This window comes from Collinsella aerofaciens (assembly GCF_041537385.1).
GTDB classification, from domain to species: Bacteria; Actinomycetota; Coriobacteriia; order Coriobacteriales; family Coriobacteriaceae; genus Collinsella; species Collinsella aerofaciens_BV.
In genome coordinates this window covers 634,996-647,161 of the sequence record NZ_JBGORS010000001.1, presented here as the reverse complement: position 1 = coordinate 647,161, position 12,166 = coordinate 634,996, and the positions used below count along the sequence as shown (strand labels likewise).

At 58.9% G+C, this 12,166-nt stretch carries 10 protein-coding genes; 2 read left to right on the top strand and 8 right to left on the bottom strand.

Translation table 11 applies throughout. The features are described from left to right. Positions 1-12 precede the first annotated feature (12 nt). Together ACEG18_RS02915 and ACEG18_RS02910 are read right to left on the bottom strand one after the other, a co-directional pair. Complete coding sequence (locus tag ACEG18_RS02915; protein WP_372541176.1) at positions 13-1,146, bottom strand: coiled-coil domain-containing protein; 1,134 nt, start codon at positions 1,144-1,146, stop codon at positions 13-15. Between the two features lie 234 nt (positions 1,147-1,380). Then, a complete protein-coding gene (locus ACEG18_RS02910) occupies positions 1,381-2,013 on the bottom strand; it encodes an MOSC domain-containing protein (protein ID WP_372541175.1) in 633 nt (210 codons plus the stop codon). A 234-nt stretch (positions 2,014-2,247) separates the two neighbouring features. On the opposite strand from ACEG18_RS02910, the gene ACEG18_RS02905 reads away from it, so the two are divergent. Both ACEG18_RS02905 and ACEG18_RS02900 read left to right on the top strand, forming a co-directional pair. Next, complete coding sequence (locus ACEG18_RS02905; RefSeq protein ID WP_372541174.1) at positions 2,248-3,504, top strand: carboxylate--amine ligase; 1,257 nt, start codon at positions 2,248-2,250, stop codon at positions 3,502-3,504. An 84-nt stretch (positions 3,505-3,588) separates the two neighbouring features. After that, positions 3,589-4,335 carry an aspartate/glutamate racemase family protein gene (locus ACEG18_RS02900; protein ID WP_372541173.1) on the top strand — a complete coding sequence of 249 codons (747 nt, stop codon included), beginning with the start codon at positions 3,589-3,591 and terminating at the stop codon, positions 4,333-4,335. 125 nt (positions 4,336-4,460) lie between these two features. On the opposite strand, the gene ACEG18_RS02895 is transcribed toward ACEG18_RS02900, so the two are convergent. From ACEG18_RS02895 to ACEG18_RS02870, 6 genes are all read right to left on the bottom strand, one after another. Beyond that, positions 4,461-5,207: an energy-coupling factor transporter transmembrane component T family protein gene (locus tag ACEG18_RS02895; protein WP_117773924.1), complete on the bottom strand. Its 747-nt coding sequence runs from the start codon at positions 5,205-5,207 to the stop codon at positions 4,461-4,463. Beyond that, on the bottom strand, positions 5,200-6,951 hold the full coding sequence (locus ACEG18_RS02890) for an ABC transporter ATP-binding protein (RefSeq protein WP_372541172.1): 1,752 nt from the start codon (positions 6,949-6,951) through the stop codon (positions 5,200-5,202). The genes ACEG18_RS02895 and ACEG18_RS02890 overlap by 8 nt, the downstream gene beginning before the upstream one ends. Positions 6,952-7,081: 130 nt before the next feature. Beyond that, entirely contained in the window at positions 7,082-7,633 is a 552-nt protein-coding gene (locus ACEG18_RS02885) for a hypothetical protein (protein WP_372541171.1), read from the bottom strand. A 208-nt stretch (positions 7,634-7,841) separates the two neighbouring features. Then, a complete protein-coding gene (locus tag ACEG18_RS02880; protein WP_372541170.1) occupies positions 7,842-8,414 on the bottom strand; it encodes a hypothetical protein in 573 nt (190 codons plus the stop codon). Between the two features lie 401 nt (positions 8,415-8,815). Continuing rightward, on the bottom strand, positions 8,816-10,792 hold the full coding sequence (locus tag ACEG18_RS02875) for a C69 family dipeptidase (protein ID WP_372541169.1): 1,977 nt from the start codon (positions 10,790-10,792) through the stop codon (positions 8,816-8,818). Between the two features lie 409 nt (positions 10,793-11,201). Then, the gene (locus ACEG18_RS02870; RefSeq protein ID WP_372541168.1) at positions 11,202-12,119 is read right to left on the bottom strand and encodes a diacylglycerol/lipid kinase family protein; all 918 of its coding nucleotides are present in this window, start codon (positions 12,117-12,119) and stop codon (positions 11,202-11,204) included. Positions 12,120-12,166 lie beyond the last annotated feature (47 nt).

Genomic DNA, 12,166 nt, shown 5'->3' with positions numbered 1-12,166 from the left:
TTGCAGTTGCACTTAGATGCGGTTCATCTGAGCGGCGACTTTGTTGTACCAGTCCTGCCACGTGGGCGGGCAGTACTTTTTGGCCGCAGCCGGGGTAAGGGTGGAGCCGTAGTTGGCGCCCAGATAGGCAACGTGAGCGGAGATGCCCTCGCTCCAGCTGCCAAAGCTGCGCCAACCGCCGCCACGTGCACTCCAGCCCCAGGCGTTGTAAGAATTGGCGCAATAAGCACCCTTGGTGCTCTCGATGCAGGCGATGGCGGGGGACCAACGGGGGTCGACACCGGTATTCCAAGCGGCGACGGCAAAGTTATAGCCCTGGCCTGCCATGGGGGAGCCGGCGAGATAATTGTCGATGCGGCTCGTCCACTCATTAATGAACGAATCGTAATCGGAGCTACCGGTATTGGCGTTGTTCACCGTGGTGTCAATGGTGGTGTTGGTGTTGGTGGCCTGGCTGCTGGAATTGCTGCCGCTTACGCCCTCGCCCGAGAGCTTCTCGGCGGCAGCGGCCTTATCGGCCTCAAGCTTGGCAAGCTCGGCGGCATTTTCCTGCTCGGCTTTTGCCTGCGCCTCGCTGCGGAGCTGCTGGGCCTGAGCCAACGCATCCTCGGCGTTTTTCTGCTCTGCCTCAAGCTGAGACTTGGCCTGCTGGAGCTCAGCCTTGTTCTGCTCGAGTTCGGTTTGCATGTTATTGAGCTGTTCGATCTCGTCGACGCTCGAGCTCGTGATCTGGTTGGTGTATTTGCAGGTCGTGATGAACTCACCCAGGCTCTGCGCGTTGACCAGGAAGCTCACGATGGGGTTGGTGCCCTTCTGATACTTGTACAGATCGCGCATGGCGGAGCTTGCCTTGGCCTGCTGCTCGGGAAGCTTAGCCTCGATTTCCTCGATGCTTGCCTCATTGGAGTCAATCTGCTTTTGCAGGTCATCGAGTTTGGTGCGGGCGTCGTTGTAGGCGCTCGTGGCGGCTTCGATCTTCTGCTGGGCTGCGGAAAGCTGGTCCTGCGTTGCCTGCGAGGCGGCATACGCCACAACGGGGGAGAGCATCGGCGTGGCCGTCAGCGCAACGGCGAGCGCGGCGCTCGTGATGATACGAGCCGGCTTCGACGCAATGAGCGCTGCGGCGCGATGATTCGAATGCTGCATCCAGTCCCTCTGCAATCAATCGTAGGTTATGGTTCGAACGGTATTCTACTACTGCTTTCGACCTCAACTTGAACCTTAAAGGTTCCAAAGGGTCAAGTTGAACTTGAGGCTTTGGCTTTGACCTGCAGTTATGATGAATTGTTGAGAAACCATAGAGTTCAACTTTAACGTTACGGAGCCCTGTTTGAGAGGTGTTTTGGGCTGTAAAAGCTATCTCAACGTGGGGTTTTACAACTACAGCGTGCCCTCCTGACGAGCCCGATCAATCTCTTCGAGGGCCTCGGCAGGGGTGAACGAGCAGGTGCCGTCGCCGAGCTTGACCACCTGGATGTCGTCGCCGATATGGACCTCTCCGCCCTTTAGCACCACGCCAAAAACGCCCTCGTGGGGAAAGATGCAGTCGCCGGCGAGATAGTAGATGGCACAGCGTGTGTGGCAGACCTTGCCGATTTGGCTGATTTCGACAAGCACCTCGCTGCCAAGCTTGAGCTGCGTGCCCATGGGGAGCGAGAGTAGATTGATGCCTTGCGTGGTGAAATTCTCCCCAAAGTCACCCTCGTGCACATCGAGCCCGCGCTCCTGCGCCGTCTGGATGGACTCTGCAGCTAAAAAGGAAACCTGGCGGTGCCAATGCCCGGCGTGTGCGTCGGAGGCGAGGCCAAATTGTTCTATAACGGTGTCGTGTCCATCCGCGACGGGCGACTTGCGTGTGCCCTTGTGCGCCGACGTGTTGATCGAGACGATGCGGGCGGGCCTGTCGTAGGCATCGTCTGCCGTGCGTAGGGGAACGGCCGTTTGTGCACGTTCCGCCAGCTCGCGTTTCGCGGCATTGAGGATGGGGTTATCGGTTGGATGGTCTTGGGGCACGTGCGCGCCTTTCGTTTGAGGACGTCAATACGCTGAATCCTACAACAATGGTAGGTTCATTGCCCATTGTCATACAACGGTGAGCGCCGTCTTCGTGCTGGCCTTCGTGCTGGACGATTACGTCGATTGCCATAGATACGGTGGAGCTTTGGGCGCCGGCGGCTTGGCACGCTAGAATAAACCAGTTGCGCAAAGACCGCCCGTTGTGTGGGCAGTTCATGATAGGAAGTTTCCATGGCATTGCAGTTTACAGAGCGCGAGTTCATTCCCGTGCTGCTCGGTGGCGACATCAACGCCTATTCGGTGGCGCGCGCCTTCTACGAGGAGTACCAGGTCAAGAGTCTGGTCTTTGGCAAGTACCAGACGGGTCCCGCGTACCGCAGCCAGATTATCGACTACACGCCCAACGTGGATATCGACACCATGCCCGTGATGCTCAAAACCGTCAACGGCATTGCCCAAGCGCATGCCGATAAGACGATTGTCCTTGTGGGCTGTGGCGATAACTATGTTGCCCTCGTGGCTCAGGCCAAGGATGCCCATGAGTTGGCGGATAACATCGTCGCGCCTTACGCTCCCTATAGCATGCTTGAGCAGTGTCAGAAGAAGGAGATCTTCTACGAGCTGTGCGAGAAGCATGGCGTGCCCTATCCGCATACCTTTACCTTCACCATGGCGATGCTCAACGCCCAAGGCGAGGCGCCTGCCGAAGTGCTCGACCAGATCGATTTTCCCTACCCGATGATTCTGAAGCCTTCTGACGGCATCATGTGGTGGCAGCACGAGTTCGAGGGCCAGAAAAAGGCCTATGAGATTGCCGACCGTGCCGAGCTGGAACAGGTCATTCGCGACTCGTATGCCAGCGGCTACACCGACGACCTGATCTTGCAGGATCGCGTGCCCGGCAACGACGAGTACATGCGCGTGCTCACCAGTTATTCCGACCGCAACGGCAAGGTACGCATGATGTGCCTGGGTCACGTGCTGCTCGAGGAGCATCAGCCTCACGGTGTCGGCAACCACGCCTGTATCATCACCGAGCCCAATGACGAGTTCATGGGCGGCGTGCGCAAGTTGCTCGAGGACCTTCACTTTGTGGGCTATTCCAACTTTGACGTTAAGTACGACGAGCGCGACGGCTCGTTTAAGTTCTTCGATTTCAACACGCGACAAGGTCGCAGCAACTACTACGTCACTAACAGCGGCTTTAACGTTGCCAAGTATGTGGTGGACGAGTATGTGTTCAACCGCCCGTTTGAGCCGGAGTTTGTGACGGCGCAGGACGAGGCGCTGTGGATGGTCGTCCCCATGGGCGTCGTCGACAAGTACGTCAAGGATCCCGAGCTGCGCGCTAAGGTGCATCGCCTGGACAAGGAAGGCAAGGGCGCCGACCCTTCGTTTATGAAGGGCGACTTTGTCTTTAACCGCTGGCTGCGCATGTGGCACACCAAGCTGCGCCACTTTAAGCTGTTCAAGACGTATTACAAGTAGATGAGTGCGGCGCCCGTCCGGTTTACATCGGGCGGGCGCGGGTATGATACGCGCAATTGCGCAAGCGTCACCAAGGAGGCGGCGATGGAAAAGCTGGGAGTTATCGGCGGCATGGGCGCCGAGGCCACGTCGTATTACTACGACCAGGTAGTGCGTCATACGGCTGCTGCCTGCGATCAGGAGCATATCGACATGGTGGTGCTCTCCAAGTCGACCATGCCCGACCGCACGCTTGCCATTAAGACCGGCGAGCATGCCAAGCTGCTGGCGACCATGAAAGAGTGTGCCCAGGCACTCGAGTCGCTGGGCTGTGCGCACATTGCCATTCCCTGCAACACGTCGCACTACTTCTACGACCAGATCCAGTCGTTTACGAAGGTGCCGATTATTCACATGCCGCGTGAGTCGGTGCGCTATGCCCTTGCGGGTGCGGTGATGGGGGAGTGCGAGTTCGACCCCAACCTGAGTATGCCGGCCGAGCCGGTGCACAAGATTGGCATTATGGGCACCGACGGAACCGTGGGCGCGGGCGTCTACGGCCGCGAATGCGAGGCTGCGGGTGTTGAGGTCGTCTATCCCAGCGAGAAACGTCAGAACGATGTGATGTCACTTATCTACGATGATGTGAAGGCCGGACGTGAGCCCGATATGGATAAGTTCGACCGCGTGATGTGGGAGTTCGCCCGTAGCGGCTGCGACCGTGTCATTCTGGCCTGCACCGAGCTATCGGTGCTGCAGAAGTATCGAGAGATGCCCGAGATCACCCTCGATGCCATGGATGTCCTGGTGCGCGAATCCATCATCCGCAGCGGCGCCTCCTACCGCCTCTAGCTTCCGACCTGTCAATAAGGGACAGGTTAATTTTGGTAGGTTTTATCTGGTGAAGCAGTAAAGGCCTCGGCTCGTTTGGTGCGAGCCGAGGCCTTTTGCGTTGGGCGGTTGCTGTCGGTGGCGAACTAGAACAGGAAGCCGATGGCGATGAGGGCGATGCTGACGATGAGCACGGCGATGTCCAGGCCCTTGATGGGGTAGCGCTTGTACGAGCTGGCGCGTGTACGCAGATAGAAGCCGCGCTGTTCTGCCGCCAAGGCTGTGGCATCGGTCTTGCCCACGCTCGAGATGAGCAGTGGCACGCACAGTGGCAGCATGAGCTTAAGCTTCTTGATGGGGTTCTTGGTGTCGTACTCGACGCCGCGTGCGGTCTGCGCTTCCATGATGGCGTTCATCTCCTGACCAAACACCGGAACAAAGCGCAGCGCCGTGGTAAAGGTGAAGGCATAGCGATACGGTACGTGCAGCACCTCGACGCAGGCGTTGGCAAGGTCGTTGAGCTTGGTCACCATGAGCATGAGGATGAGTGGTAACGCCACACCCAGCAGGCGCAGACAGGCCTTCGATCCTGTGATGAGGCCCGTGTCGGTGATAAAGCCCCACACCACGTTGCCATCGCGCATAAAGGCTAGCTGGAGTACCAGCATGATAAGCGCGAGCGGAATCAGCAACTTGAGCAACGAGAGCAGACGGTCGACGACACCGGCATAGGCACCCAGCGCAAGGGTGAGTGCCAAAAAGCCCAGCAGCGCCACGTAGGTGTCGGACAAGAAGATGCCGACGATGATGGCGGCGGCGAGGCCCAATTTGACGACGGGGTTCAGGCGATGCAGTAGCGTATCGCCTGGCATGTAGTCGATGACGTTAACCACGGCGGACCATCTCCTTGGTAATGCGAACGACATCGGTGACCTCGCTCACCTGCGCAAAAGCGGGCGAGACGGAAGATGCCAGACGGCGCGAGAGTTCAATAACCTGGGGCGGCTCAACATAGGCACGCTGCATGAGATCGATGTTCGAAAATAGCTCGTGCGTGCGGCCGCGGTCGAGGATGCGACCGTCGGCCATTACCACAATGCGCTCGGCAAAATCCGAGACGACTTCCATATCGTGGCAGACCATAATCACGGCGCAGCCGCGCTCGGCCATGGTGCGCACCGTTTCCATGACGGTCATGCACTCGCGGTAATCAAGGCCGCTCGTGGGCTCGTCGAGCACGACGATCTTGGGCTCAACCACTACGACGGAGGCAAGCGCCACCATTTGTCGCTGGCCGCGCGAAAGTGAGAAAGGTGCCTCATCGGCAGGCAGGCCAAAGCGGTCGATAACAAGTTGAGCACGGCGCAGAGCCTCGGCACGGTCGATGCCGGCAAGCTCCAGGCCAAAAGCGACCTCGTCGAGTACGGTATCCTTGCAGATCTGGCGGTCGGGGTTTTGGAAGAGCGTTGCGACCTCGCGGGCAATGCGGCTCGTGGGAACGGCTGCGGTATCCAACCCCGTGACGCGCACGCTGCCCGAGGCGGGCTTAAGCAGGCCTGTGAGCAGCTTGGTGAGCGTGGTCTTGCCGGCACCGTTTTGGCCGACGATGCCCACGAGCTCGCCAGGATAGAGCGTCAGGCTTAGGTCGTGGACGGCGGCGCCGCCATTGGGATAGGCAAACTCAACGTGATCGAAGGTGAGCACGGGCTCGGCGTCCTTGGCATGAGGGCGCAACGACGGTGCATGCGGGGAGCCGGCGGGCGCCTGAATGTCGTTGCTTGCGTGTGCGGGGTCGACGATGCCCGAAATCAGGCGCTCGGCCTCGTCGACATCCAAGCAAGGGGTACCGCTTACCAGGCCATCGGCCTCGAGGCTATTGAAGATACGCGTGACGCGAGGGCAGTCGACGCCGATGGCACGGAGCTCGTCGGTATGCGCGAAGACCTCGTGTGGTTCGCCCTGCAGCGCGATTTCGCCATGGTTGAGCACGAGCACGCGGTTGCAGTACTCCGAGAGCAGGGCGACCTTTTGCTCAACGACGACGATGGTAATTCCAAGTGTGCGGTTTGCCTCACGCAGCGTCTCGAAGACCAATGTGGAGCTGGCGGGGTCGAGTGCCGCGGTGGGCTCGTCGAGAACCAAGACGCGCGGACGCATGGCGAGGATGGCGGCGATGGCTACCTTTTGCTTCTGTCCGCCCGAGAGGGTGGCGATCTCGCGGTCGCGCAGGTCGCTGATGCCGACGGTCTCGAGCGTTTCGCTCACGCGCTGCTCGATCTGGTCGTGGGGAACGTCAAAGTTCTCGAGGCCAAAGAGCATCTCGTCCTCGACGACTGAGGCGACCATCTGCGTGTCGATATCCTGCAGCACGCTGCCGACGATTTGCGACACGTCGGTGAGCGAGGCTTCGCAGGTGTCGTGGCCGTCAACCATGACGGACCCAAAGAACGTGCCGGTGTAGTGGTGGGGCACGGCACCTGACAGGCAGGCGGCAAGCGTGGACTTGCCGGCGCCCGAGGGTCCGATGATGCCGATGAAATCTCCCTTGTTCACGCTGAGCGAGATGTGGCTGAGCGCCCGCTCGGTTTGCGTGCCATAGGAGAACGAGACATCGTCGACGTTGATGATCGTTTCCATGGATACCTTTCATAGTCATTGGGGACGTTCTTACATGACTAGTCGTTTAAGAACGTCCCCAAGAGCTAGTTGTCTGGGACAGTCTTTGATGACGGGGCCGTGGAGTTGCGGCCCCGTCCATCATATCAGGCTATTTGTTGAGCACCTTGCGGAGGGGGAAGAAGAGGGTCTGGACCACAACGGCGTTGAAGACGGCAGTACCGAGCACGATGGGCACCTTGGCGAGCGCTGTGGGCAGCGCGGCACCCATGATGACGGTGCCCAGGACGGCGAAGAGGGCACCCGAAACCAGGGTGGTGAGCAGACCGGCGATGAAGGGGTTGACCTTGCTGCCGCCGATGTTTGACTTGACGAGGGCAGTCATGGTCAGTGCGCCGGCAAGCTCGGTGACAAAGTTGAGGCCAGGGATTGACGTGGTGATCTGGATAACGGCGGCCGACAGGATGCCAAAGATGGCGGCCTGGGCAAAGCTCGCCTGCGTGAGCGCGATGGCTAGGGCATAGGCGGCGATGATGAACTGAGGTTTAATTCCCGTAACCGCCAGAGCGTTGCCTACGGTCATGTTGAGGATAAAGCCAGCGGCAAGCAGGACGGCGAGCAGGACCAACGAGGTGATATCGAGGATGCCTTTGTCTGAGGTGGCGTTGGCTGAGATGGTGCGGGCTTGGGTGTTGCTGGCCATGATGTTCTCCTTAAGGTGAGATTTGAGATAAGAGTGCCCTGGACCCCCACGAAAGGGGCTAAATCGGAAAGGGGATCAATTTTGAATAATGGAGCACGGAGACGGCTTTACGAGGGGCCCAGGTTGGCGCGAAAGAGGAGCGAAGCGTACTTGGGTACGCGAGCGACGAATGAACGCCAAGATGGGGTGGCTCGTAAAGCCGAGCGGGTTAGTTGAGCTTCAGGGCCTTCTGGATGGGCAGGTAGAGGGCACCGACCAGAATGGCGTTAAAGACGGCGGTCATGGCGACGACGGGCAGCATGGCGGCGGCGAGCTCGCCTACCACGCCGAGCATGGCCATCTTGATGACCATGAAGATGACACCTGAGACAAAGGTGGTCAGGAAGGTTGCGACAATGGCGATGGCGGGCTTGACCTGACCGTTCTTGTCGGCGGCGTTGACGATGCCGGCCATGAGCATGGCGGCGATGCCCTCGGCGGCAAAATCGACGAACGGCGAAGTGGTGGTGATCTGGATCACGGCAGCCGAGATGAGGCCAATGACGAGCGCCTGGCCGATATTGGGGCGAACGACCAGGATGGTGAGGCAGAAGGCCGAGATGATGAACTCGGGGCTGATCATGCCGCCCGAGATGCCCGAGATTGCCTTGCCGACGGTGAAGTTGAGGATGAAGCCGGCGGCGAGCAGGATGGCGAGCAGGACGAGGGCGCGGACATCGAGTTTGCCACGGTCGGCGGTCTGGACGGTGCGGGGCTGGGTGGCGGTGGTGTTCTGAGACATGGTGAAAATCCTTTCGGAAGGGGATTGCAAGAGAAAAGCGGAGGCGCGTGATGCGAATGCGATCGGGCTCGAGATAGAAAAAGGCCCCCGGTCGAAACCGGAGGCCTTCCAATCACCTAGAGCGCAAAAAACAGGCGTGAGGGACTCACTGTCGACCGATCGTATTCGCATCACGCCACCACCAGTTGTTAAGAGAGTTCATCGTGTTCTTCATGTTGGTGGCTCCTTTCGTGATGCCGTGGCGCGGTCGCACCTTGTTGCTGTTGCGCTGCACTATAGCACAGCGAAGTGTGTGCGGGGAAATCTTTTTTAAAAAGATTTCAGGCGGGTTTCCCGTCGGTCAAAAAGGCGGGTTAAGCGGGCGAGGCTGCCATTGCTGCCTTGCCCACTCAGCTAGGACGCTACTCCTTATTGCGACGGTAGAGGAAGTAACCACCTGCGGAGATGACGGCAACGCCAGCGATGGCGAATGCAGCCACCATGCGGCCATCAAAACGATCGCCAGTGGTGGGCAGGCCGCCCTTGGTGTTCGTCTTGTTGGTGGTTACTGTGGTCGTGGTGTCCGACTTGCCAGGCTTCTCGGGCTTGGTGGTGGGCTGCTCGGGCTTAGCGGGCTGCTCGGGGGTACCGGGCTGCTCAGGAGTGCCAGGCTGCTCGGGAGTTCCGGGCTGATCCGGGGTCACCGGGTCGGTGGCAAGAGCGTCCTTGGCGTAGGTGATGGACTCCTTGAGGCCGTTGGTCTCGGTGTTCAGGTCGCTCGGGGTGAAGGGCTCGTCGAAGTTCTCGGCTTTCAGGTAAGCGCGCATCTCCTGGAGCAGGGCCTTGCACTTGACGTAGGTGTTCTCGGTGGCAGCCTTGCCGGCCTTGTTGGCCAGAGCGGTGCGGCCCTCGGTGGTCGTCTCGGCCAGCATGGCGGCGTCAACTTCCTTGTTCTGCTCGATGAGCTCGTTCTGGAGCGCATCGAGGTAGGAGCGCACGCTGGTGGCGAATTGTGCGCGGTTCGCGAAGCATAGCGAGTTGATGTCCATCAGGACGTAGTTAATGGAGTTCTCGGGCTCCTCGTTGTTCACGATGTCCGTCTCGCTGCAGTGACCATAATCAACGGTCTGGTCGCTGAAGTAGGGGCTGACTTCGGTCATCAGAGCGGAGTATAGCGGGATAGCGACGGAGAACTCGGCGCAGGAGAGCATCTCCCACTGGATGGTTGCAATCTCGGGGTCATAGCCCTTTCGAATCTGGAAGAGGTTGGCCTCGGCGTTGCGGTCGGAACCGATGCTGCTGACACCGTCAGTATTGGCATTAAGGCCGGGGACATTTTCACCGCGGTTGCCGAAGGCGCGAATCAGCTCAAACGTGTTCCAGTCGGACTTGCCGGGCTGGAAGAACAGCGGCTGCATCTCATGAACCATGGCACCGAGCGTGGCGTCATTCTTGTCCTTGTCCTTGACGATCTCGTAGTCGGTGCCCTCGGTCAGCGGAGCCATAAAGTAGTCGCGGCCCTGGATATAACGCGCCCAAGAGCCCATGCCCGTATTGTTGATAGACGCACCGTAGGTCTGGGCAACATCGAACTGTCCGTCTTCAAAGTACTTGGCGAAGCCCTTCTCTTCGGGCATAGTCCGGATTCCCTCAGAGTGGAGGCAGTTCTCAGCATCGTCAAGATTGACCTGGAAATTGAGGTTACTAATGTTGGGGTTGACCGAAGCGACGTCGTCGGTCAGCTTCATAGCGATCCACTGGTGGCCGGAAAGCGCGGCGAACAGCCAAGTCTCGGTGTTGTCGGCGATGATGAGCTGATCGTTGGAGTAGACACCCTGCTCGTCGATCAGGGTGCCGATGAGCTCGACGCCCTCGCGGGCCGTTGCGCTCTCGCCCAAGATGACGCCCGCGTAGCTGTACTCGCCGATGCCGGTATTTTTGACCTCGGGATTTGCTTTGTGGGCATGCCTGGTCGTGGGATCCGCTGCCTTGGCATCGTCGTTGTAGGAGGTGCTCAGCGTTGCGGAGCAGGAGACGCCCTTCTCATTGATGCCGGCCTCGGAGTAGGCATCCCAGCGTCCATCCCACTCAGCAGGATGGTCGCGCACGTAGCTGTAACGATACGTAGTCTTGGTCGAGGTGTAGGAGAATTCGGACTCGTTCGAGCTGTAGGTATGACCAGGGCCATGAGAGGGCTCGATGCCATAGTGTTTGAGGTAACGAGTGCCAATGTCCTCGGTGCGGCCATAGTACGTGTTACCGTCGGCCGTAAGGTTCTTGCCCATGTACATTTGCGTGCAGGCGAGCGCAGATGTCGGCATGGACATGATGGTTGCAGCTCCAAAGGCGAGGCCTATGCCTAGCTTCTTGAGCGCGTTGACGGGGTGAGTTTTCCTCATTTTCCCTCCCAGCGTGCGAAAGCCCTCTGTCGCCAGAGGGCTTCAGCCAATAAAGACACCCCATTAGCGTAACGAATTGGAAACAATATTCATCTATGAAAGAAACCTACTCGATAAGCGTGATGAAATATGCGATGAGCGGTTAATTGTACTCAGTTTGTAGCTTTACTTTAATAAAGACGCCCTGCAATTACTGTAGACGAATAAAGTAGCTGGGAATGCCCGAAATGAAAATCCCCCGCTGTTTGGCAAATGCATAAACAACGGGGGGAGACGATAATTGGATGAATATCATACCAATGTGGAATTACTTCTTCCGGCGGTGGATCACGTTAATCGCATAGCCGATGAGCATGGCCAGAACGATGACGATAAAGCCGAGCAGGGGATTGTCGTTCATGGGGTCCTCCTATTTTCCGAGCGGGGAGAATTCGTCGACGATGAGGTCGAGGCATTGCGGAAGTGCGCGGGCACCAAAGACGCCCGAGTTGCTGGAGATGATCTCGCCATCGAACTGCATGCCAAGCGACGGCGTGCAGGTGATCTTGGCTTCTTTGGTCTGGATGATCTTGAACTGCGGACGGCCGAGCACCTTGCCGGCGGGGTCGAGTGCGGCGGTGATCACGGTGGGCAGGAGCTGCACGGTGCGCACGGGTTCTATGACCGCAATGTCGACCATGCCATCGTTCATGCGGCAGTCGGGGAACAGGTTGATGTCGTTTTGGATGACCGAGGTGTTGCCGGCCATGCAGCAGATGCCATCGAGCTCCTCGACAATGCCGTCATGCTCAATCGTAAAGTGCGCCACCGTGGGGTTGGGTGTGGCGAGCGCCGACAGGAAATAGGCGATCTCGCCGATGTCGTTTTTGGTGGGGGCGGCCTTCATCATGATCTCGGCATCGTAGCCCGATCCGGCGATGATAATAAAGCCGTGACGCTTTTCGTTGCCGTTCTCGTCAAGCCAAAAGAGCTCGCCCATATCCGCCTTGACGGTACGGCCGACGCGGCAGGCCTTGGCGAGCGCCGCGGCCTCGGGGGCATTGCCGATGTTGTTAAAGAACAGGCAGGCCGTGCCGGAGGGGAAGACGAGCGTGGGGACACCGCATCCGCGCATCTGGTCGAGCACGTTGGAGACGGTACCGTCGCCGCCAGAAATCACCACGCGATCGAATTCGCGCACGTCTGCCACGGCGTCCTCAGGTTCCATACCATCGCCGATAAAACGCATCACGACCTCGTCGCCGCCCTGCGCGAGGGCGTGCGTGAATGCGTAGATTTCATCTGAGCTGGGGCCCGATGCCGGGTTGTGGATGATAAGGCAGCGCATACTTACGTTCCCGTTCTGTGACTAACCGAGTATAGTTGTAGGGCAAT